This is a genomic window from Variovorax sp. TLI9-5A, assembly GCF_056867935.1.
Map to the genome: position 1 here is coordinate 3,777,107 of NZ_CP200310.1, position 22,104 is coordinate 3,799,210.

Annotated in this window: 20 protein-coding genes; 6 read left to right on the plus strand and 14 right to left on the minus strand. The window is 68.6% G+C overall.

What is annotated here, in order from left to right:
- The first annotated feature begins 63 nt into the window (after positions 1 to 63).
- Genes AC1VNX_RS17765 through AC1VNX_RS17780 form a run of 4 tightly spaced genes read left to right on the plus strand, consistent with a single transcriptional unit; the run spans position 64 to position 3,637 of the window.
- Positions 64 to 1,119 (plus strand): ABC transporter substrate-binding protein, encoded by a 1,056-nt coding sequence (locus AC1VNX_RS17765; RefSeq protein ID WP_483157934.1) that lies wholly within the window; start codon positions 64 to 66, stop codon positions 1,117 to 1,119.
- A 16-nt stretch (positions 1,120 to 1,135) separates the two neighbouring features.
- The gene (locus AC1VNX_RS17770) at positions 1,136 to 1,945 is read left to right on the plus strand and encodes an ABC transporter ATP-binding protein (protein ID WP_483157936.1); all 810 of its coding nucleotides are present in this window, start codon (positions 1,136 to 1,138) and stop codon (positions 1,943 to 1,945) included.
- A complete protein-coding gene (locus AC1VNX_RS17775) occupies positions 1,942 to 2,769 on the plus strand; it encodes an ABC transporter permease (RefSeq protein ID WP_483157938.1) in 828 nt (275 codons plus the stop codon). The genes AC1VNX_RS17770 and AC1VNX_RS17775 overlap by 4 nt, the downstream gene beginning before the upstream one ends.
- Positions 2,762 to 3,637, plus strand: a complete 876-nt coding sequence (locus AC1VNX_RS17780) for a substrate-binding periplasmic protein (protein ID WP_483157940.1) — start codon at positions 2,762 to 2,764, stop codon at positions 3,635 to 3,637. Before AC1VNX_RS17775 ends, AC1VNX_RS17780 begins: the two co-directional genes overlap by 8 nt.
- Before the next feature lie 16 nt (positions 3,638 to 3,653).
- On the opposite strand, the gene AC1VNX_RS17785 is transcribed toward AC1VNX_RS17780, so the two are convergent.
- The 3 genes from AC1VNX_RS17785 to AC1VNX_RS17795 are packed head-to-tail and all read right to left on the minus strand — an operon-like array spanning position 3,654 to position 6,626.
- Positions 3,654 to 4,646 carry an ABC transporter substrate-binding protein gene (locus AC1VNX_RS17785; RefSeq protein ID WP_483157942.1) on the minus strand — a complete coding sequence of 331 codons (993 nt, stop codon included), beginning with the start codon at positions 4,644 to 4,646 and terminating at the stop codon, positions 3,654 to 3,656.
- 34 nt (positions 4,647 to 4,680) lie between these two features.
- A complete protein-coding gene (locus AC1VNX_RS17790) occupies positions 4,681 to 5,010 on the minus strand; it encodes a 4Fe-4S binding protein (protein ID WP_483157943.1) in 330 nt (109 codons plus the stop codon).
- A complete protein-coding gene (locus tag AC1VNX_RS17795) occupies positions 5,007 to 6,626 on the minus strand; it encodes an FAD-dependent oxidoreductase (protein WP_483157945.1) in 1,620 nt (539 codons plus the stop codon). The genes AC1VNX_RS17790 and AC1VNX_RS17795 overlap by 4 nt, the downstream gene beginning before the upstream one ends.
- 137 nt (positions 6,627 to 6,763) lie before the next feature.
- On the opposite strand from AC1VNX_RS17795, the gene AC1VNX_RS17800 reads away from it, so the two are divergent.
- The gene (locus AC1VNX_RS17800; protein WP_483157947.1) at positions 6,764 to 7,321 is read left to right on the plus strand and encodes a GNAT family N-acetyltransferase; all 558 of its coding nucleotides are present in this window, start codon (positions 6,764 to 6,766) and stop codon (positions 7,319 to 7,321) included.
- Here AC1VNX_RS17800 and AC1VNX_RS17805 read toward each other — a convergent pair.
- The 3 genes from AC1VNX_RS17805 to AC1VNX_RS17815 all read right to left on the minus strand — a co-directional run bounded on the left by AC1VNX_RS17805 (position 7,203) and on the right by AC1VNX_RS17815 (position 11,146).
- Complete coding sequence (locus tag AC1VNX_RS17805) at positions 7,203 to 8,696, minus strand: MFS transporter (RefSeq protein ID WP_483157949.1); 1,494 nt, start codon at positions 8,694 to 8,696, stop codon at positions 7,203 to 7,205. The two genes, AC1VNX_RS17800 and AC1VNX_RS17805, sit on opposite strands and share 119 nt — an antisense overlap.
- Positions 8,697 to 8,770: 74 nt before the next feature.
- Complete coding sequence (locus tag AC1VNX_RS17810) at positions 8,771 to 10,003, minus strand: class I SAM-dependent methyltransferase (protein WP_483157951.1); 1,233 nt, start codon at positions 10,001 to 10,003, stop codon at positions 8,771 to 8,773.
- Between the two features lie 150 nt (positions 10,004 to 10,153).
- Complete coding sequence (locus AC1VNX_RS17815; RefSeq protein WP_483157953.1) at positions 10,154 to 11,146, minus strand: AraC family transcriptional regulator; 993 nt, start codon at positions 11,144 to 11,146, stop codon at positions 10,154 to 10,156.
- Positions 11,147 to 11,427: 281 nt separating this feature from the next.
- On the opposite strand from AC1VNX_RS17815, the gene AC1VNX_RS17820 reads away from it, so the two are divergent.
- Positions 11,428 to 12,480, plus strand: coding sequence for an aldo/keto reductase (locus tag AC1VNX_RS17820; protein WP_483157955.1), 1,053 nt, complete (start codon positions 11,428 to 11,430; stop codon positions 12,478 to 12,480).
- On the opposite strand, the gene bioD is transcribed toward AC1VNX_RS17820, so the two are convergent.
- The 8 genes from bioD to AC1VNX_RS17860 form a co-directional block, all read right to left on the minus strand.
- Positions 12,463 to 13,209 carry a dethiobiotin synthase gene (gene bioD, locus AC1VNX_RS17825; RefSeq protein WP_483157957.1) on the minus strand — a complete coding sequence of 249 codons (747 nt, stop codon included), beginning with the start codon at positions 13,207 to 13,209 and terminating at the stop codon, positions 12,463 to 12,465. The genes AC1VNX_RS17820 and bioD overlap by 18 nt on opposite strands.
- Positions 13,206 to 14,441, minus strand: coding sequence for an 8-amino-7-oxononanoate synthase (bioF, locus tag AC1VNX_RS17830; RefSeq protein ID WP_483157959.1), 1,236 nt, complete (start codon positions 14,439 to 14,441; stop codon positions 13,206 to 13,208). The genes bioD and bioF overlap by 4 nt, the downstream gene beginning before the upstream one ends.
- Positions 14,425 to 15,828 (minus strand): adenosylmethionine--8-amino-7-oxononanoate transaminase, encoded by a 1,404-nt coding sequence (locus AC1VNX_RS17835; protein WP_483157961.1) that lies wholly within the window; start codon positions 15,826 to 15,828, stop codon positions 14,425 to 14,427. The genes bioF and AC1VNX_RS17835 overlap by 17 nt, the downstream gene beginning before the upstream one ends.
- A 306-nt stretch (positions 15,829 to 16,134) precedes the next feature.
- The gene (locus AC1VNX_RS17840; RefSeq protein WP_483157963.1) at positions 16,135 to 17,001 is read right to left on the minus strand and encodes an NmrA family NAD(P)-binding protein; all 867 of its coding nucleotides are present in this window, start codon (positions 16,999 to 17,001) and stop codon (positions 16,135 to 16,137) included.
- Between the two features lie 17 nt (positions 17,002 to 17,018).
- A complete protein-coding gene (locus AC1VNX_RS17845; RefSeq protein ID WP_301508232.1) occupies positions 17,019 to 17,330 on the minus strand; it encodes a plasmid stabilization protein in 312 nt (103 codons plus the stop codon).
- 232 nt (positions 17,331 to 17,562) lie between these two features.
- Positions 17,563 to 18,198, minus strand: coding sequence for an alpha-ketoglutarate-dependent dioxygenase AlkB (locus AC1VNX_RS17850; protein ID WP_483157965.1), 636 nt, complete (start codon positions 18,196 to 18,198; stop codon positions 17,563 to 17,565).
- A 1-nt stretch (position 18,199) separates the two neighbouring features.
- Positions 18,200 to 19,087 (minus strand): glycoside hydrolase family 16 protein, encoded by an 888-nt coding sequence (locus tag AC1VNX_RS17855; protein ID WP_483157967.1) that lies wholly within the window; start codon positions 19,085 to 19,087, stop codon positions 18,200 to 18,202.
- 547 nt (positions 19,088 to 19,634) lie between these two features.
- Positions 19,635 to 21,935 carry an ATP-dependent DNA helicase gene (locus tag AC1VNX_RS17860; protein ID WP_483157969.1) on the minus strand — a complete coding sequence of 767 codons (2,301 nt, stop codon included), beginning with the start codon at positions 21,933 to 21,935 and terminating at the stop codon, positions 19,635 to 19,637.
- Positions 21,936 to 22,104 lie beyond the last annotated feature (169 nt).

A 22,104-nucleotide genomic window follows, 5' to 3' on the forward strand; every position in this document is an offset into this window, starting at 1 on the left:
GCCGCTTCCTAGCATCGGCGCCTAGCCAACTCCCAGACCGCCCCCGCGCCGGGGCGCGCCGCCATGTCCATCGCGTCCACTCCCGCCCTTCCCTCGCGCCGCCGCGCGCTCAAGACCTTCGCCTCGCTGACCGCCGCCGGCGGCCTCGGTGGCCTGCTGCTCGCTGGCTGCTCGCGTGACGAGGGCAAGACAGCATCTGCCGGCGCCGCCCCGGCCGTGGTGAAGAAGACCGGCGACAAGGTCGCGTTCAAGTACCCGAACAACCCCTCCTTCGACCTGATCTACCTGGCCGACGAGCTCGGCTACTTCGAGGGCACCAACACCCGCCCCGACTACGTCGGCAAGATCGCCGCGCCGCAGATCATTCCTCTGGTGGGCACGGGCGAGATCGACTTCGGCAGCCGCATGGTGCCGCTGGTGATATCGGCCATTGCATCGGGTGCCGACCTCAAGGTGGTGGCCGCAGGCGGCAAGACGCTGCAGGAAGCGCCGCACATGAAGTATTTCGTCCGCAAGGACTCGGGCATCCGCGCGCCGAAGGACCTGGAGGGCAAGACCATCGGCTTCAACAGCTTCGGCGCCTGCGCGGAGTTCGTCACCAAGAAGTACCTGCGCCAGCACGGCGTGGACGTGAACAAGATCAACTTCGTCGTCATCCCCGACGAGCAGGCCGAGCAGACGCTGGTGACGGGCAACACCGACCTGGCGATCATCCACGCGCCCTTCTCCGGCCGCGCCGACAACGCCGACTCGCTGGTGCGCCTGTGGAGCGACTTCGACCTCGATGGTGGCCTGGGCGGCATGGCGCCCTACAGCGCGCACGGCCAGTTCATTCGCCAGCACCCCGAGGCGGTGCGCGACGTGGTGACCGCGCTGGCCAAGGCCGGCAACTGGGTCAACGCCAACACCGAGGAAGCCCGCAAGCTGGTGGCCAAGCGCATCAACATGGAGCTGAAGAACGTCGACCGCTACGCCTACGTCGACGACCTGGTGGTGACCGAGCCGCCGATCCAGTACTACATCGACATCCTGCAGTCCGAGGGCAAGCTCGCCACCGGCAAGGTGTCGGTGAAGGACGTGTACACGAACGATTTCAACCCCTTCGCCACGAAGACCTGAGCGGGGCACGACGGCGATGAGCATCAAGATCTCCGCCCGCGACGTGCGGATGGACTACGCGGCGCGCGGCGCCAGCGACCGGGTGCGCGTGCTCGAGGGCTTCGACCTCGACGTGCGCGAGGGCGAGTTCCTTTCCGTGCTCGGCCCCTCGGGCTGCGGCAAGTCGACCTTCCTCGGCATCCTGGCCGGGCTCACCGAACGCACCGGCGGGCGCATCGCCATCGATGGCCAGCCGCTTGCGGGCATCAACCGCAACCAGGGCGTGGTGTTCCAGGGCTATGCGCTCTTTCCGTGGCTCACGGTGCTCGACAACATCGCGGTGGGCCTGGACATCCGCGGCGTGGCGAAGGCCGCGCGCCGCCGCACGGCGCAGCAATACCTGGAGCTCGTCGGCCTGCACGGCTTCGGCGAACGCTATCCGCACGAGATTTCCGGAGGCATGAAGCAGCGCGTGGCCATCGCTCGCTCGCTGGCTTACGAGCCCGACGTGCTGCTGATGGACGAACCCTTCGCCGCGCTCGATGCGCAGACGCGCGAGGTACTGCAGGGCGAGCTTCTGCGCATCTGGGAGCAGCACCGCAAGACCATCGTGTTCATCACGCACAGCCTGGAGGAAGCCGTGTACCTCTCCGACCGCGTGGCGGTGATGACGCAGCGGCCCGGCCGCATCAAGGACATCATCGACATCCCGCTCGCGCGTCCGCGCTCGGCGGAGCTGCGTCATTCGGGCGAGTTCGCCGCACTGCGCCAGCGCGCCTGGGAAGTGCTGAAGGACGAAGTGCACCTGGGCCTGCGGCCCCGGTCGCTCGAAGGAGCGGTGTCGTGAGCGCGGTGCTCGACGCGCCGGTGGTCCGCCCGCCCAGCCGGCTCTTCAGGCTCGCGCGCAGCCTCGGCCGGGTGGCCGAGCGCGGCATCGGCATCGTGCTCTTCCTCGCGCTGTGGGAAGCGCTGCCGCGCCTGGGCATCGTGAGCGACGCCTACCTGAGCCCGCCTTCGGCCGTGCTCGCGAGCATCGTGCAGCTGCTGGAAAACGGCCAGCTCTGGAAGCATGTCGCCGCAAGCCTGCAGCGCTCGCTCTGGGGACTGGTGCTCGCCAGCGTCGCGGGCGTGGTGCTGGGCCTGCTCGTGGGCGGGTTCAGGAGGCTCGCGGCCATCATCGATCCGGTGCTGCAGCTGTTCCGCCAGACATCGGCCTTCGCGCTGTTTCCCGTGTTCATCCTGTTCCTGGGCATCGGCGAGCTGTCGAAGGTGGCGATCATCTTCTGGGCCTCGTTCTGGCCGGTGCTGCTGAGCACGGTAAGCGGCGTGAAGCAGGTCGACCGGCTGCTGGTGAACTCGGCCCTGTCGATGGGCGCCTCGCGCCGCTTCGTCTTCTTCAAGGTCGTGCTGCCGGCCTCGCTGCCTTCGATCTTCACCGGCGTGCGACTGGCGGGTGCGTACAGCATCACGGCGCTGGTGGCGGCCGAGATGATCGGTGCGCATTCGGGGCTGGGCTTTCTCACGCTGAACTCGCAGGAGACCTTCCAGATACCGACCATGTACGCGGGCATCCTGCTGCTGGCGACTCTGGGGCTGCTGCTCAACTACCTTCTTGCGCTGCTGGAGCGGCGGCTGCTGCGCTGGCGGCGGGTGCTGAGCCTCGATGAGTGAAGCCGTTTCTTCGCGCTCTCGCAGGTTCGCATTGGCCGGCGCCTCGCTCGCCGCGGCCGCCGCGCTGGCGGGCCTGGGCGCTTCATGGGCCTCGGGCAGCCGGCTGAGCGAACTGCCCAAGGGCCCGGTGCTCGCCAGGGCCATCGAGCGCGGCACGCTCGTCGTCGGCGTGCGCCGCTATCCCCGCCCTGCCCCTCCCGAAGCACCCACGCCACCCGAGCCCGACGGATTCGACGCCACGCTGGCGCGCGAACTCGCACGTTCGCTCGGCGTGAAGCTCGAACTGGTCGGGCTCGACACCGCCACCCAGGAGGCGGCCTTGCGCGAAGGCCGCGTCGACCTGCTGGTGGCAGGCGTACCGGCCACGGCTGCGCCCAAGGGCATCGACGCGGCCCCCGGCAGCTACGACACCGGCAGCGGCCTCGTGGTCGCGCTGCGCAAGGGCCGCGTGCAAGAGGCCGAAGCGCTGCGTGGCGCTTCGGTCTGCGTGGGGGAAGGCTCGGGCTATGCCGGCGCGGTCTCGCTGCGCTATGGCGCGCAGCCGCGCAGCTACCCATCGTCGGTGCATGCGGTGTCGGCCTTCATGGCCGGCGAATGCACGGCGCTGGCGGAAGACGCGCAAGTGCTGGAACGGCTGCTGAAGAACGAGGAATGGCGCTTCTACAAGCCGCTGGCCAGCGGCCTGCGCCCGCCTTCCGACGCCGCCATCCGCCTGCCCCAGGGCGACGAGGCCTCTCGCGACTACCTGGCCGCCGCGCTGCGCCAGTGGCGCGCCGACGGCACGCTGGCGCAGGCGCGCGGCGCACGCGCGGGCAACCTGCAGTTCGAGATCACGCTGCTCAAGGACGGCTTCGTCTGCCATTCCTGAGCAGGCGCCGCGCGCTTCAGGCTTGTTGCGAAGCGCGCCATTCGGCCAAGGCGAAATCGCGGCTCACGAGGTTCTCGGCGAGCAGGAACTTCTTGACCTCGTCGAGCAGCGCCAGTCCCTCGGCCGGGTATGCCGCCTCTGGAAAGTGCGACAGCGGATGCGAGACCTTCACGATCTCCAGCGGAAAGCCGCTCACCTCCGAATGGAAGGCGTAGTAGTCGGCGCTGTTGCGGTGGATCTCCTGCAGCGCGGTGCGCCGTGCGCGCGTCCATGCGGCGGGCAGGCCCGGCGCAGCGGCCAGCACCTTGCCCGATGCGACGATCACTGAAGTGCCGCGCAGCGTCGGATGCTTCTCTGCCTCGTCTATCACCGGATAGCCGCGCGAGGCCAGAAGCGGCCCCACGTCGATCTGCGCCGCGAAGGCGGCGATCGAGCCCTGGTCGAGCGCAGCCTCGCCGTCGCGCGGAAACATGTGGATCACCTTCACCGACTTCTGCAGCCCGTTCTCCTTCAGCAGGCCCAGCACGTAGCGGTGCATGTAGGAGCCGCGCGCCACGCCGATGGAACGGCCTTCGAGCTCCTTCACGCTGCGCACGCCATTGCGCGGCGTCAGCAGCCACACGTTCATGCCCACCGCGTCGAAGCCGATGAGCTGGCCGTCGAGACCACGCGAGCGCGCCACCACGGCGGGCGTGTCGCCGTAGATGCCGACGTCGAGCGCGCCCGAGAGGAATGCCTCGTTGAGGTCGGGGCCGTTCGGAAAATTGCGTGTCGTGATTTCCTTGAAGCCCAGCGGCGCCAGCTCGCGCAGCAGGTGCCCCTGTCGCAGTGCCCAGCCGGTGGCGTTGGCGGGTTTCTTGCCGGGGCCGATGTAGCCCAGGCGCAGCACCTGGCTGCCGATGCCCTGCTGCTGGGCGATGGAGAAGACGGGCAACGCGCTCGCGGCGGCTGCGGCAGTTGCGGCGACGGCACCGCGCAGCAACCGGCGGCGGCTTGGAAGATCGGACATCGAGAAACCCAGTCGAGAAGAAAGGAAAGGCGGCTCAGTGCGCGCGCCGCAGCAGCTCGAAGCTCGCATCGGCCGAAGCGGTCGATTGCCGCCCGCGGCCCCAGCCGATGGCGCTGCGGTAGCTGCCCATGAGGGCCGCCGCCGCGGCATCGCGCTCCTCGGCGGTGGCGCTGCGGTCCGCGATCGGCGCGACGTAGAGCGCGTCTTCCGGGCAGTACAGCTCGCACATGAAGCAGGTCTGGCAGTCGTCCTGCCGGGCGATGCGCGGCGCCGCGCCCGGCACGGCCTCGAACACGTTCGTCGGGCAGGCGTTCACGCAGATGTTGCAGGCGGTGCAGCGCTCGGCGCTGATGACTTCGATCATGCGTCCACCCCTTCATTCACTGCGTGCTTCTGCACCCAGACCTCGTCGAGCCCGCCGCTGAGCAGCCGGTGTCGCTGCGACGGATCGAGCGTGCCGTGCTCGCGCCGGCGGTGCATGCCGCGCGTCTCGGTGCGCTGCAGGGCGCTGCGGTACATCCAGCGCGAGGTGGCGAGCATGGCCGCGGCCTCTCGTGCGCGCACCGCCTCGGTGGCCGTGGCAGCGGGCGCGCTGGTGCGCAGGCGCTCCCACAGGGCATCGAGCCGCGAGAGCGAGTCGCGCAGCGCATCGCCTTCACGGAACCAGTTGCGCTCGTACGGAAAGACTTCGGCCTGCACCGCGCGAACGACCTCCTGGCTGTCGAAGGCCGTCGCACCGCGCGTCGAAAGCGCCACGCCGCCCGCGCGCAGTGCGGTGCGCTGCGACCTGGCCCGTGCATCGCGCCCGAAGGCCGCCGCCCCCGCGCCGGCCCAGAAACCGGAAGACAGCGCCCAGGCCGCGTTGTGGCTGCCGCCGCCGGTGAAGCCGCCGCAGATCAGTTCGCGCGTCGCCGCATCGCCCGCCGCGTAGAGCCCGGGCACCGAGGTCGCGCAGCTGTCGTCCACCAGGTGCAGGCCGCCGGTGCCGCGCACCGTGCCTTCGAGCCGCAGCGTCACGGGAAAGTGCTGCGTGAAGGGGTCGATGTCCTGCCGGTCGAAGGAAACGAAGAAGTTGGGCTGCGCGGTGCGCATCCACGCGCGGATCTGCGCATCGGCGCGGTCGAGGCATGCGAAGACCGGCTGCGACTGAAGCGTCTGCGCGATCACGCCGCGCCCCTTCGAGGAGCCTGCGCCCTCGATGGCCACGCCATCGGCCGTGTAGAAGGTCGCCCAGTTGTAGAACAGCGACTTGGTGACCGAGGAGAACGCCGGCCCGAGCCCGTAGGCATTCGAGAACTCCATGCCCGAGAGCGCCGCGCCCACTTCCGCCGCCATCAGCTGGCCGTCACCCGTGAGCACATTGCAGCCGAGCGCGCGGCTCAGGAAGGCGCAGCCGCCGGTGGCGATGACCACCGCGCCGGTGCGCGCCACCCAGCTCTCGCCCGTCTGGCGGTTCACGCCAGTGGCGCCGCAGACGGTGCCGTGCTCGTCCACCAGCAGTTCGAGCGCCGGGCTGTGGTCAAGGATGCGCGCGCCGGATTCCTTCACCCGCTTGCGCATCAGCCGCATGTATTCGGGGCCCTGCAGCGAGGTGCAGCGCAGCGCGCCCTGGTCGTCGGAGGGAAAGGGGTAGCCCCAGTCCTTTAGCCGCTCGACGTTCTCCCAGGTCTGCTCCAGCACGCGGTCCATCCAGGCGTGTTCGGCCAGATGGCCGCCCATCGCCAGCCGGCTGGCCTTGGCTTCCTCGCGCGCCGTGCCTTCGGGCGACACGTGCCAGAGCCCCGTGCCCGAAGGCGCGGTGGCACCCGAGGTGCCGCAGAAGCCCTTGTCGGCCAGCAGCACGCGCGCGCCCTGCGCGGCCGCGCTCACCGCTGCCCATGCGCCAGCCGGGCCGCCACCGATCACCAGGACGTCGGCCTCGTGCCGCACGGAGCCGTCCGCTCCGGAAAGAAGATGTCGCTCGAAATCCCTCGCGCCCATGGTCGATCGCCTCGCAATGCAAAGAGCGAGACCGTATCAACGGCTGGCGCAGCGCACAAAGAAGGAAAGCGCGGATCGATATGCGGTTCGCGCGTGCGGGCAGAATGCCGCCTCCCCAGGATCGAGGCAGCACCAGCATGAACGTCGCCCTGTCGCCCCCTACCGAGGAACAGCTTCGCTCCGGCGAACTGGGCCTCAAGCTGCGCCACTACAACTACGGCTTCGTCGGCGAGTACCCGAAGCAGGAATACATCCGGCTCGATGCAAGGGACGACAGCGGCCGCCTGCTCGGCGGGCTGCGCGGCTTCGTGTTCCTGTACTGGCTCGATGTCGAAGTGCTCTTCGTGGAGGAAGATGCCCGGGGCGCAGGCCTCGGCAGCCGCCTCCTGGCCGAAGCCGAGCGGCAGGCCATCGCGCTCGGCGCCTGCCACTCGAAGCTGTCCACCTTCGAGTGGCAGGCGCAGCTTCTACCTGAAGCAGGGCTACGAGGAATACGCCCGCATCGACAACTACACGCCCGGTTTCTATCTCGCGTACATGAGGAAATCGCTGCAGGGGGCCTGAAGCCGGCGGCCGCTACTTCGGAGCGGCCTCCCCGGCCGCGATCGCTCGGCTCTCCACCAGCCCTTCCCTGGGCAGCAGCAGGGCCAGCGCGATCACACCCAGGCTCACGACCAGCATCATCACGAAGGTGAGGTGCAGCGATCCGCCCAGCGCGAGGCGGATGCCCGTGTCGCCTGCGACGGAGCCGTGCATGCCCTGCAGCAGCATGCGCAGCTGCTCGTCGGAGAACATCGGGCGGCCGTCGCCGTGGGTGAGCCCGAAGTTGAAGACCGCGCCGAAGAAGGCCGCGCCCAGCGCGCTGCCGAGGTTGCGCGAGAACACGTTCGAGGCGGTGGCCACGCCGCGCTGCGCGAGATCGACACCCTCCTGGATGAGGATGAGCGAGCTCAGGCTCATCACACCCATGCCCAGGCCGATGATGAAGGAGCCGACCGCCGGCAGCACCGGCGAGCTGCCCGTGCCCAGCAGCACGAAGGTCGAGCTGCCCACCGGGATCAGCGCCGCGCCGGTCACCACCATGCGCCACAGGCCGATGCGATGGAAGGTGCGCGAGGTCAGCGTGGCGCCGATGGGCCAGCCCAGCATCACCATCGTGAGCGCGAGGCCGGCAGTGACGGAGGAGCGCTCGAGCACCACCTGCACGTAAATCGGCAGGAAGGTGGTGATGCCGATCAGCACCATGCCGGCGAGCATGGCCGCGCCGTTGACGGTGGCGATCATGCGCCCGCCCCACAGGCGCAGCGACACCATCGGGTCGGCCGCGCGGCGCTCCTGCGCGATGAAGAGCGCCAGCGTGACCACGAAGAGCCCGGCCCACGCGAGCGCCACGCCCGAATTGCCCACGCCGAATTCGGTGAGCGCGATCATCAGCGACGCGATGCCGGCGGTGAAGAGCACCGCGCCCACGATGTCGATGGAAGAGCGCCGCACGGTGGGCGCCTCGTGCAGGAAGAGCCAGAAGCCAGCGGCGGCCGCCAGGCCGATGGGCACGTTGACCCAGAAAATCCACGCCCACGAGAGCTTCTGCACGATGAGCGCGCCGATCATCGGCCCCACCACCGCCGACACGGCCCACACGCTCGCGAGCCAGCCCTGCACCTTGCCGCGCTCGCGTACCGGGTAGAGGTCGCCCACGATGGTGAGCGACACCGGCTGGATCGCGCCCGCGCCGATGCCCTGGATCAGGCGGAAGCAGATCATGGCCGGCATCGACCACGAGAAGCCCGCGAGCACCGAGCCGATGACGAAGATGGCGATGCCCACGAACATGATGGGCTTGCGGCCGTAGAGGTCGGAGAGCTTGCCGAACACCACCGTCATCGCGGTCTGCGCCAGCAGGAAGGAGGCGAATACCCAGCTGTAGAGATGCAGGCCGCCCAGCTCGGAGGCGATCTGCGGCATCACGGTGGAGACGATGGTGGCTTCTATGGCCACCATCGCCATGGAGGCCATGATGGAGGCGATGACCAGTGGGCGGCTTGTTGTTCTGTGGGGCGTGGAGGTCATGAGCCGTGCATGCTATAGACGGCGTGAGCCCCTGTCGCCGGCTCGGGCTCTCGGACGCCCGAGCCCGTGCGCTCTCACGCGGCGTTCAGCGCCGAAGTACCGTCGTAGATGTAGCGGCGCGACCAGGGCAGCGTCTTCGCGGCCCTGCCCGCCTTGAGCCCGACGATCTGGTAGATCGCCACGTCGTCGTTCTCGAAGGCATAGGCGCAGCCCGCGAGGTACACGCGCCAGATGCGGAACTTCTCCTCGTCGACCAGCGCGCGAGCCTTCTCGCTGTTGGCCTCGTAGGCGTCGCTCCAGAAGCGCAGCGTCTGCGCGTAGTGGCGGCGCAGGTTCTCCACGTCGAAGGCTTCGAGCCCGCCTTGCTGCATGGCCTGCAGCGCAAGGCTGATGTGCGGCAGCTCGCCGTTGGGGAACACGTAGCGGTCGATGAAGTCGCCACCGCCGTACGAAACGCCGCCGCCTTCCGGGTCGGACGAGGTGATGCCGTGGTTCATCACCACGCCGTCGTCGGCCAGCAGCTGCTGCACGCGCTTGAAGTAGTCGGGCAGGTTCTTGCGGCCCACGTGCTCGAACATGCCGACGCTGGTGATGCGGTCGAACTGGCCGGTCACGTCGCGGTAGTCCTGCAGGCGGATCTCGATGCGGTCCTCCAGGCCCGCGGCCTTCACGCGCTCGGTTGCCAGGTCGAACTGGTTCTGCGACAGCGTCACGCCCACGCAGCGCGCGCCGAACTTCTGCGCCGCGCGGATCACCAGCGCGCCCCAGCCGCAGCCGATGTCCAGCAGGGTCTGGCCCGGCTTGAGTTCGATCTTGGTGAGGATGTGGTCGATCTTCTTGAGCTGCGCGGTGGCGAGGTCTTCGTCGCCATTCTCGAAGTAGGCGCACGAATACACCATCTTCGGATCGAGCCAGAGCTTGTAGAACTCGTTCGAGACGTCGTAGTGGTATTGAATGGACTTCTTGTCCGACGACTTGGTGTGCGTGAAGTAGCGCGCCATGTTCTGCAGCGCGCCACCGGGCTTGTCGATGGAGGTCTTCGCAAGGCCGTAGGCAATGTCGATCACGTCGCTGAGCTTGCCCTCGATGTCGATCTTGCTCTTGACATAGGCCTCGCCCAGGTTGTCGAGCGTGGGCTGCAGCATCAGCGAGAGCGCCGCCGGCGACTTCACGTGCAGCGTGACGGCGGGCCCGCTGAAGGTGCCGAAGTCATAGGACTGGCCGTCCCACAGGGTGAGCCGCGCCGGCAGGTTGGCGCGTGCGCGGACCGCGGCGCACCACTGCGCCAGCTTCTTTTCCCAAAGCATGCATTTCTCCGTGTTGTTGAGTTCTCCCGCCCGGGCGGGCGTGTTGCTGCAGCGGGCAAAACAATAACGAAGTTCCGCGGAACGTGCATGGTCACGTCAGCGCAAGAAATCGCAGCAAGTGCTAGAAGGCGGCTGGTGCGCGCCGGCGCTTCAGGCCGCTTCCATCGAGGCCGCGCCCATCGCGTCGTTGCCCGCCTCGCCCAGCCAGCGGCGCTTGTCGCGCAGCGGCGGCGCGCCGAACATGCGGCCGTACTCGCGCGCGAACTGCGATGTGCTCTCGTAGCCCACGCTGTGCGCCGCGCTCGCCACGTCGGCGCCGGCGATCAGCATCTGGCGGCGCGCCTCCTGCAGGCGCAGCTGCTTCTGGTACTGCAGCGGGCTCATCGCCGTCACGGCCTTGAAATGATGGTGGAACGAAGACACGCTCATGTGCACCGCGCGCGCCATGTCCTCCACCCGCAGCGACTGCGCGTAGTTCATGCGCAGCGCGCTGATGGCCTTGGTGATGCGCTGCGTGTGGCTGTCCTGCAGCGCGATCTGGCGCAACCGCGCGCCTTCGCCGTTGACCAGCAGGCGGTACATGATCTCGCGCTTGATGAGCGGCGCCACGATGGGCACGTCTTCCGGCGTGTCCAGCAGCCGCAGCAGGCGCAGCACCGGCTCCAGCACCGGCATGGCGATGCGGTTGACGTACATGCCGCGCGAGGCCGGCGCGTTGGCCTTGGCGGGCAGCTTCTCGTCGCCGATGAGGTCGCCGATCTCGTCCAGGGCCAGTTCCAGCCGCACGCCCAGGTAGGGCTCCTGCTCGCTGGTCACGCAGACCTGGCCGCACACCGGCAGGTCGACGGATGTGACGAGGTAGTGCATCGGGTCGTACACATAGATGTCGTCGCCCACGATGATGCGCTTGGAGCCCTGCGCGATCAGCCCCAGCGCGGGGGACGCGAAGCCGTGCTTGGGCCCTTCGGGCTTGCGGATGCAGAACACCTGCAGGCCGGGCACGGCGGTGACGACCGTGCCTTCCTGTCCCTGCGTGATGTGCTCGATGAGCGCCACCAGTTCCTTGCGGGCTGCGTCGAGTTCGGGTTCCAGCGGCATCGGCTGGGCGATGGCTGCTGCGATTTCGGGTGTTTCGTCGGACATGTTCGGGCACCTTGTCACGATGGAGGAGCCGGCGAGAACCGGCATACAGGGGGCCAGATGGGCGAATCGCCCCCAAAAGCCCCTGGAGTAATGAGCGGATCGGAGCTTAGCGCTCCTCTCCCCGGTTCGCACGCGCCGGCGGGGAGGTCTGGAGAATCAGGCAAATACTTTGCAGGAACGCGCTCGCCGCGGGCCGGACGGCGACGCGATACTTTTTTCCGGCAGATCCCGTTCCCCTTCCTCCCCTCCTTTCTCCTGCCTCCCTGCAAAGGAACCTCTCCATGCAATACCGCAAATTCGGCCGCACCGGCCTTTTCGTTTCCGAACTCTGCCTGGGCACCATGACCTTCGGCGGCTCCTCCGGCATCTGGGGCCAGATCGGCAACCTGCAGCAGTCCGAGGCCGAAGGGCTGATCGGCCGCTCGCTGGACGCCGGCATCAACTTCATCGACACGGCCGACGTGTATTCCGAAGGCCAGTCCGAAGTCATCACCGGCCAGGCGCTGAAGAACCTCAAGGTGCCGCGCGACAGCTTCGTGCTGGCCACCAAGGTGCTGGGCGAAACCGGCAGCAAGGGCGTCAACTCGGCCGGCGCCTCGCGCTTCCACATCATGGACGGCGTGAAGGCCAGCCTGCAGCGCCTGCAGCTGGACCACATCGACCTCTACCAGATCCACGGCTTCGACCCGGTCACGCCCATCGAGGAAACCGTGCACGCGCTCGACAACCTGGTGCGCCAGGGCCATGTGCGCTACGTGGGCGTGTCGAACTGGGCCGCCTGGCAGATCGCCAAGGCGCTGGGCATCGCCGAGCGCGACCGGCTGGCGCGCTTCGAGTCGCTGCAGGCCTACTACACCATCGCCGGGCGCGACCTTGAGCGCGAGCTGGCGCCGCTGCTGCGCAGCGAGAACGTCGGCCTGATGGTGTGGAGCCCGCTGGCGGGTGGCCTGCTCAGCGGCAAGTACGGCCGCAACACCGAAGCGGAGAAAGGCGCCCGCCGCACCAGCTTCGACTTTCCGCCGGTGAACGTCGAACGCGCCTACGACTGCATCGACGTGATGCGCCAGCTCGCCGAGGCGCGCGGCGTGTCGGTGGCGCAGATCGCGCTGGCGTGGCTGCTGCACCAGCAGGTGGTGACCAGCGTGATCATCGGCGCCAAGCGCGTGGAGCAGCTGGACGACAACATCGCGGCCACGGCCATCAAGCTCACGGCCGACGAGCTCGCCACGCTGGACAAGGTGAGCGCCCTGCCGGCCGAGTACCCCGGCTGGATGCTGGAGCGCCAGGGCGGCGTTCGCGGCAAGCGGCTGGAAGAATCAGGCCGCCGCGGCTGAAGCCGCCTGCAGCGATGCATGGCGACGCGCCGCATGCGCCGCCGTCGCCCGCAGCGCGCGCAGGTCGATGTGGCGGGCCGCGCTGGCCGCATCGGGCTTCTCCAGGTGCGGCACGATGCCCAGCAAGGGCGCGCCGAGCCGCGCGCGCAGCGTCTGCAGATTGGCCTGCGGCGCGAGCATCGACGGATCGACCATGCTCGCCACCCAGCCCGCCAGCACCAGGCCGCGCGCGCGGATCGCCTCGGCGCTCAGCAGCGCGTGGTTGAGGCAGCCCAGCCGCAGGCCTACGACGAGGATCACCGGCAGGCCCAGCGCCACGGCCAGGCCGGCACTGTCGAGGTCGTCGCCGAAGGGCACGCAGAAGCCGCCCACGCCCTCGACCACCACCGCGTCGGCATGCGCCGAGAGCTGTTCGAAGGCCGACAGCAGCGGCTGCAGCGCGATGTGCACGCCCTCCTGCCTTGCCGCGAGGTGCGGCGACATCGGCGTGCGCAGCAGATAGGGGCAGCGCAGTTCCAGCGGTGCGTCGACGTTGCCGGCGGCATGCAGTTGCTCCACGTCCTCGTTGCGCCAGACACCGTCGACCTCTTCGAGGCCCGCCGCCACCGGCTTCATGCCGACCGCGCGCAGGCCCGATCCGGCCAGCAGGCTCAGCATGGCACTGCTCACGAGCGTCTTGCCGATGCCGGTGTCGGTGCCGGTGACGAACCAGCGGCGCTGTTGCGTCATGCCGCCTCCTTCAGCTGCTGGCTTGCAAGGGCCTCGCCCAGCGCATCGACCAGCCGCGCGACGTCGGCTTCCGTGTGGCTGGCCGACAGCGCGATGCGCATCCGTGCCGTCCCGGCCGGCACCGTGGGCGGACGGATCGCCCCGACGCGCAACCCATGTGCATCGAGCTGCGCCATGGTCAGCATCGCGCGCGCGTTGTCGCCCACGATCAGCGGCTGGATCGCGGTTGGCGACTCCGGCAGCCACGCGCTGCCGCCCGCCGGAAGCACTGCCTCCGCCCCCAGGCGCAGTTGAGATATGCGCTCCTTCAGCTGCGCACGGCGTTGCGCGCCCTCCTCGCCTTCGATCAACGCCAGGCTCGCAAGCAACGCATGCGCCACGGCCGGTGGCGCGGCCGTGGTGAAGATGTACGGCCGCGCCCGTTGCACCAGGTAGTCGATGACGGTGCGGTGCGCCGCCACGAAGGCACCCGACACGCCCGCCGCCTTGCCCAGTGTGCCGACCAGCACCAGCCGCTGCGAATTCAGGCCCGACGCTTCTGGTACGCCGCGCCCCGTTTCGCCGAGCACGCCGAAGCCGTGCGCATCGTCGATCACCAGCCAGGCATCGTGCTTCTCGGCCAGCGCGAGCAGCGCGGCCACTGGCGCGATGTTGCCGTCCATGCTGAACACCGCGTCGCTCACGATGAGCTTCACCGGCGCGTCGCAGGCGGCAAGCTGCGCATCGAGCGCCGCCACGTCGCAATGCGCGTAGCGCTCCACACGCGCCTTGGCCAGTCGCGCCCCGTCGATCAGCGAGGCGTGGTTGAGCGACTCCGAGAAGATGACCGCGTCCGCCCCGCCGAGCGCCGACAGCACCGCGAGGTTGGCCATGTAGCCGGTGCAGAAGAACAGGCTGCGCGCCTCGGGAATGAAGGGCGACATCCAGCCGGCCAGTGTTTCCTCGAGCTGCGCGTGCGCGCGCGAGTGCCCGAGGATCAGGTGCGACCCGCCGCTGCCCGTGCCGTACAGCGCGGCGCCTTCGGCCCACGCCTTCGCCAGCGCGGGATGGGCCGCGAGGCCGAGGTAGTCGTTGCTGCTGAAGCAGAGCATAGTGCGCGGTACGGTGCTGCCGGCCAGCGTCAGCGTCTGCAGCGGGGCGCAGGCGGTTTCGGCGATCTGCCTTCGGCGGCGCAGCGACTGGGCGTCGAGCGTGTCGATCTCGCCCTGCAGGCGGTCAAGCAAGCGCGGCATCGCGGGCTCCTTCCTTCTTCGGGTTCTGCGGGTTCTGCGGGTCCGTGGCCACGACGGCATCCAGCGTGGCGAGCGTGCCGTCGACCAGCAGGTCGATCTCGTCGTCGCCAATGGCGTATGGCGGCATCAGGTACACGGTGTTGCCGATGGGCCGCATCAGCAGCCCCTGCGCGCGCGCCGCGAGATGGAAGCGCTCGGCGAAGCGGGCGCCGGGCTCGCGCACGTCGAAGGCGGTGATCATTCCGCGCTGCCGCAGATGGTCGGCCGCGCGGCCTTCGAGCCCGTCGCCCAGGCGCCGCAGCAGGCGCGCCGCCCTGTCCCGGTTGTGCTGCAGCGCGTCTTCGGCTTCGAACAGATCCAGCGTCGCCAGCGCCGCGCGGCAGGCCAGCGCATTGCCGGTGTATGAGTGCGAATGCAGGAAGCTGCGCGCCGCATCGTCGTCGATGAAGGCGTCGTGGATGGCATCGCGCGCCATCACCAGCGCCAGCGGCAGGTAGCCGCCGCTGATGCCTTTCGAGAGGCAGAGAAAGTCGGGCCAGATGCCGGCCTGCTCGCAGGCGAAGAAGCTGCCGGTACGCCCGCAGCCCACCGCGATCTCGTCAGCGATGAGGTGCACGCCATGCCGATCGCACAGCGCACGCACTCGGCGCAGGTATTCGGGGTCGTGCATCGCCATGCCGGTGGCGCATTGCACCAGCGGCTCGACGATCACTGCGGCGATGGTGTCGTGCTGCTCGGCCAGCAGCACTTCGAGTTCTGCGGCTGCGCGGCGGGCCATGTCGGCTGCGCTCTCGCCGGGAGCGGCATTGCGCGCGTCGGGCGAGGCGACCAGATGCGCGTTCGCGAGCAAGGGCGCATAGGCGTCGCGGAACACTGGCACGTCGGTCACGTGCAGCGCGCCCAGCGTCTCGCCGTGGTAGCCGTGCTTCAGCGCGACGAAGCGCCGCTTGTCGCTGCGACCGGCGTTGCGCCAGAAATGAAAGCTCATCTTCAGCGCGATCTCCACCGCCGAAGCGCCATCGGACGCATAGAAGCAATGCCCGAGCGCGCCCCCTGTGAGCGCAGACAGCCGCTGCGCCAGCTCAACCGCGGGCGCATGCGTGCAGCCGGCGAGCATCACGTGCGAGAGCGTGTCGAGCTGGTCCTTCAGCGCCGCGTTGATCGCCGGATGCGCATGACCGAACAGGTTGACCCACCACGAACTGGTGGCGTCCATATAGCGCCGCCCTTCCTGGTCGAAGAGCCACACGCCCTCGCCGCGCGCGATGGGCAGCGGCGGCACTGCCTCGAGGCGAATGCTCTGCGTGCACGGATGCCACACATGGCGCCGGCTGCGCTGCTGCAGGTCGGCATTGGAAGATGAGGAAGAAGCAGTTGTCGCAGGCACCCGCGCAGTCCTTTCGTGAGGGCAAGGCGCGGGATCGTATCGACGCGTTCAGGGGGCGGCAAACCGCTGTTCGGCGCGTGAGATGACGGGCTGTTCAGCGATGTTTGATGGCGTAGCGCTCGCGTTCGGAGCAACGTCGCGGAACAAGCCGGCTTCTCGCTCTCGAGGGCGCGTGGCCGGAAAACGCAAGTTGTCCGGCTGGCGGCAGAAACAGGCCATGAATGTCCGATTTGCGGGGGCCGGCGGCGCAGCGCGCGAATTTCGGACATGCGTCGTGGCCTGTTTCAGCAGCCCTGGCGGGCCGCCTCAGCCCGAGTTCCTGTTCACCAGCCCGGCGATGTACTCGCGCAGCGAGATCGCCCCACGCACCGGCTTGCCGGCCGGCTCGTAGTGCTGGTCCATCGTGGCGCGCGTCATCGCGGCGTACGACTTCGCGGCGGCGTCGGAGAAGCCCAGCCTCCCGAACGCCTGCTCCAGCTGCTCGCGCGGCGTCTCCACGACTGCGACCGGCTTTCCGAGCGCCTCGGAGAAAGCCCGCGCCACGTCGCCCGGCGAATAGCGCTCCGGCCCTTCGACATGGTGCGGCCCCGACGATTCGGCCGGGCCCAGCATCAGCTTCGCAGCGTACTGGCCGAGGTCGTGCGGCGCCACCATGGGCAGCGTGAAGTCGGCGGGGAACATGCTGTAGACCTTGCCTTCCTTGCGCGCGGTTTCCAGCGAGGCGTCCCAGTTGCTCATGTAGTAGGCGGCGCGAAGAGCGCTGAACGGCGCCGGGCCGGCGGCGAGCGCCTGTTCCAGGTCGTACAGCACGCTGAGGTCGCCGATGCCTTCGCCGGGCTGCGCGCCGTAGGCCGACTCGGCCACGATCTTCTCGAGCGTGCAGCCTTCGAGCGCCGAAACGATGGCGCGCACGCTCCTGATCTCCTCGGCCACCGTGTCGGAAGACGGCGGTGCGGGCGGATTCAGCACGAAGACTCGCTTTCCGCCCATGAACACGCGGTGCAGCGCGTGGGTGTCGAATACGTCGACCTGTGCCACGTGCGCGCCCTTGGTGCGCAGGGCCTGGGCCTTGTGCGCGTCGCGCGTGACCACCGTGACCGCCTCGCTGCGTTCGAGCAATGCTTGCGCCAGCGCCGAGCCGACGTGGCCGGTCGCTCCCAGGATGATGTGCATGGGCCGCTCCCTTGCGCTCATCCGCGCTTCTCGGCGTTGCGCTTGCGCGTGGCGGCGGCCTTCTTCGCCGAGGCCGATCGCTCGGCTGCCGTGCGATGCGCCGCGGCGGCACCGCCCAGCCTTCCGCCCTTGCGCGAAGGCCCGTGGTTCTCGGTCTTGCCCCGGCCTGAACCGCTCTTCTTGCCACCCCCGGTCTCGGCGTTCACCGTGGCCCAGGCGCGGCGCTCGGCCTCGCCCTTGCCGACGCCGCGATGCTCGTAGCCTTTCTCGATGTGCTCGGCCTGTCGCTTCTGCTTGTCCGTATAGGACGACTTGTCGCCTCTTGGCATGCCTTGCTCCTGCAGTTGGTTAAGGAGCTTTCATGCTGGGCGCGGCATGTGCGCCGCGAGTAAGAAGACCGTCATGCCGGGCGTCGGCGTTGTCCGTCGTCGCGCTGTCAATTGCGTGTCAGGAGCCCGGCTTCATGCGCCGCAGGTGCGCCAGCATCTCCTCGCGGACCACGCCGGCGATGTGGCTGCGCCGCCCGTTCTCCAGCATGGCGGCTGAGGCCGACCGTTCGGTTCAGGTCGCCGCGCGGCCGGTGGCCTCGAGGCGTCGTGTGCGCAGGGTGATGGAGTAGCGCAGCGCCTCGGTCGGCGCGATCGCATGCTGCCAGGCCCACCGCGCCGGCCCGCGCAGCAGGTACACGGAGCGCGGCTCGATCAGGAATTCGAGCGCGGCCGGCCCCGAAGCAGGAGCGCCCGGCGCGTAGGGCCTGAACTGCATCACCGCGTCGTTGTTCAGCGAGACACCGATGATCTCTTCGAAATCGGGCACATCGCGGTGCCAGCCCAGCGGGGTGCCGGGCCGGTACTCGGCGATCAGCATGTGGGTGAGTTCTTCAGGTGCGATGCCGGCCCAGGCTGCCGCCTTGTCCCGCAGCGGATGCAGCGCCTCGGGCAGCGCCGCGCCGGGCTTCAGGCGATTGGTGTCGAAGTCGTAGCTGCCGCCGAAGCTGGTGCCCCGGCGGCGCGCGGTGTATTCCTTGTAGCGCATCTCCTTGAGCGGGAGGGTCTGCACGATCTGCAGCAGGCCGGCTTCCTCCTCGAGCGACAGGAACCCGCTTTCGTAGCGCAGTCCTTCAATCGCGGCCACGGGCGCCTCGCCGAACAGGTCTGGCTGTGCGGCGTGCTCGAGGCGTCTGGTGGCGCGCGTCATCTCAGGTTGCCTGCCAGACACGGACCCAGTCGACTTCCATCGTCGCATTCGTGCCGGCGCCGAACGGGCCATAGCCCCCGGAAGGAATGCGGCCGGCCCAGGAGTTGTCTCGGATCTCGCAGGTGAGCTTGATGTATTGATTGCTCAGCGACACGCCTTCCTTGATGGTCACGTAGGGCGTCGCCGCGCCATCGAGGTAGAACTCGTAGCCCTCCGGGGTCCACAGCAGGCCCAGGGTGTGCCACTCGGAGAACGACTGGCCCGCCGGCAGTTTCTGCTGGCCGCTGCTGCGGCTGATGGTCTTGCCTTCCTCATAGCCATTCCAGTGCACTGCGCTCGAGAACTGGTTGCTGATGTCGGACACGCTGCCGGCCGGGACCGCCCGGTGCTCGATGATGTCCACTTCCACGCCGGCAGCGGGATCGGGCGGCGTGGCCGCCCTGTTCGCGTTGGACATCAGCCAGAACGCGCCCCACTGGCCAGGCTTCGATGCGAAACGCACGCGCGCCTCGATGTAGCCGAAGCAGAACTCGTAGCGCCCGGCCGTGCGCAGGAAGCCGGTGTGATGGCTGCCGGTCGAAGGATCGGTGTAGGTCGAGATCTTCAGGACGCTGCCCGCCACCGTGACCGCTTCGTCCGTCTGGACCGCGTTGGCGCGCACGCCGGTGACCGCGGCCCACCTGGTGCGGTCCAGCGTGCTGCCCTCGAAATCGTCGTGCCACGCGAGCCGATAGTCTCTGGCCGCCTCGGGCACCAGCGCCACTTCGAACTTGCTGCCCGATCTGGCCTCGCCGCCGGCCGTGCGGACAAAGATTTCCGCGTCCTTCGCCGAATCGGGCACGAAAACCGAAATCTGGCTCGGGGAATCGACGCTGAGCCTGGTCGCCACGACCTCTCCGAAACGGACGGACGTACTCGAATCGAATTCGGCACCGCTGATGACAATTACCTTGCCTCGCATTGCCAAGGCCGGAGAAAAAGAATGGATGACGGGGATTTTTGTCGGGGATGGCATTGTGGTCGCCGGAGGTGTAGCCGAGTATTCCGGTGACGTTCCGCTTGCAGGATCTGCGGAGGGAAGCGGCAGATTTCCAAAATTGGGGCCACTGCCTGCTCCGCTGCCCCCTCCACCTCCGCAAGCGCCAATGACTGACGCCCCCACGAGCGCCGTCGCTGCTTGCGCTCCCTTTTGCAGGAACTGCCTGCGTGATTTTTCAGAAATAGTTGCTTGTTCGATCGGGCGATCTGATTGCACGGAATTTCCTCCTCGTTGAATTTCCTTTTTAATTTTAAATTCGCCCGAAAATTTACAATTCAACTTGGCAATTGAATTGAATTCTCCTCTGAGGTGATTTTCAATTGAGAGCACGCAAGGGCTCAATAGTTTGCAATTGCGCTCGACTCGAAGCAGATTCCGCCGGCCGGTGCACATCGTGTCAGCCCCTCACCATCCGCATGTCCCACCAGCGCGGCAGCAACTCGCGGATCTCGGCGCGCGCGAACCGGTCGTCCAGCAGATGCAGCACGCCCCGGTCTTCCTCGGTGCGGATCACGCGGCCGGCCGCCTGCACCACCTTCTGCAGGCCCGGGTAGAGATACGTGTACTCGTAGCCCTTGCCGAAGCGAGCCTGCATGCGCTCGCGCGTGATTTCGTTGAGTTCGTTGTATTGCGGCAGGCCCAGGCTGGCCACGAAGGCGCCGATCAGCCGGCTGCCGGGCAGGTCGATGCCCTCGCCGAAGGCGCCGCCCAGCACCGCGAAGCCGATGCCCTGCCCGCCCTCCTCGAAGCGCGCGACGAAGCCCTGGCGGTCGGCCTCGCGCATGCCGCGGGTCTGGCTCCACACGGGTACGCCGGGGTGCCGCAGGGAAAAGGCGGCGCAGGCCTTCTCCAGGTAGTCGAAGCTGCTGAAGAAGGCCAGATAGTTGCCGGGCAGGCGCTCGAACTGCGCGCCGATGATGTCCGCCACGTTGCGCAGCGACCCCGCGCGGTCGCGAAAGCGCGTCGACACGTGCATCGCCACCTCGACGCGCAGCTGCGCGCTGTGGAATGGCGAGGCCACGTCGAGCAACGCGGCGTCCTCGGGCATGCCGAGCGCGTCGCGGTAGAACTCGAAGGGCGAGAGCGTGCCCGAGAAGCAGGTGACCGAAGCCGCCTCCGCGAAGCGACTCTGCAGGAACGGCGCCGGCACGAGGTTGCGGATGGCCAGGCGGCGCGCCTGTTGCGAGGCACCCAGCGTGCGCTCGAACACCGAGTGGTCGCCGAAGGCCTCGGCCAGTCGCGCGAAGTGCAGCGCGTCGAAGAAGAAGCGCTGCAGCGGCCCCTGCGAAGCCTCGGGCGTGGCCGCGAAATGCTCGGCCATGGCGGTATTGGCGGCCTGCAGGGTGCGCAGGAAGCGCTCGGGAATCTCGTCGGCGGTTTCGTAGCCGGCCTGTTGCGACTGCTGCACCGTGTCCCATTCGCGGAACACCCGCGCGAGCGGGCCGCGCAGCGCGGCGGGCGCCGCGTGGTGGGCCTCCTCGAGCGCACCGCCGTCGAGCTCGGCCGTGTACATGCCGCGCGCGCGTTCGAGCAGGTTGTGGGCTTCGTCGACCAGCACGGCGGCACGCCAGTCGGCCTCGCGCATGGTGGCGTAGAGAAAGGCGCTGCTGTCGAAGTAGTAGTTGTAGTCGCCGACGACCGCGTCGGCCCAGTGCGCCATTTCCTGCGCCAGGAAATAGGGACAGACCTCGTGCGCGAGGCCGATGTCGCGCAGCGCCTCGCGGTCCAGCCACGCCACCTGCGCTGCCTGCTCGCGCGCGGCGGGCAAGCGGTCGTAGAAGCCCCGCGCGAGCGGGCATGCGTCGCCGTGGCAGGCGCGGTCGGGGTATTCGCAGACTTTCTCGCGCGCCGCGAGTTCGAGCACGCGCAGCCTGCCCTGCCCCCGGCCCTTGTCGAGCGCGCGCAGCGCATCGAGTGCCACGGGCCGGCCCGAGGTCTTGGCCGTGAGGAAGAAAAGCTTGTCGATCCTGTCGGCGGCACGCGCCTTCAGCAGCGGGAAGATGGTGGCCAGCGTCTTGCCGATGCCAGTGGGCGCCTGCGCCATGAGGCAGTGCCCGTTCGCACCCGCGCGGTAGACGGCCTCGGCCAGTTCGCGCTGGCCGGCGCGGAATCTGCCGTACGGAAACGCCAGCGCGGCCAGCATGCCGTCGAGCGCGGCGCGGTGCGCGGCTTCGCTCTCGGCCCAGGCGGCGTAGCGGCCGCACAGAAGCTCGAAGTGCTCGCGCAGGGCCTCGCTGGTGTGGTGCTCCTCAAGCACGGTCTCGTCGCCGGTGGCGAGGTCGAGGTAGACAAGCGCCACCACCATCTCGTCGTGGCCGTCGCGCTCGCACAGCATCCAGCCATAGGTGCGGGCCTGCGCCCAGTGCAGCGCGCGGTGGTTGCCGCGGATGGCGTCGAAGTCGCCGCGAAAGGTCTTGATCTCCTCCACCCGCGCCCGGTGGAATTCATAGCCGTCGGCACGGCCGCGCACACGCACCGCGCCGCAGCTGGCTTCGAGGGCGACCTCGCATTCGTACTCGCCGCCGCGCCGGTGCTGCACCAGCGCATGCCCGGCCATGCCTTCGAGCGCGCTGGGCGCGGGCACGAAGCGCAGGTCGAGGTCGCCCGCCTTCGCGCCGAAGGCGCACAGGGCCTTGACGGAGATGATGTGCGCGGCAACGGGGGCCGGGCTGGGCGGATCGAGGGGTTCGGTGCTCATTGCAGGGCGGCTGGGCGGAAACGGGGCTCCCGGCTCCAGCAGCCGCAAGAATACTGTATGAATGTACAGATTTCAGCAGCAGGGCCTGCTCGCCGCCACGGCAAAAGATGCCCGTGACGAGGTTTTTTCCGACAGGGTCATGCGCATTTATCGGCCAGACTTCACAAGT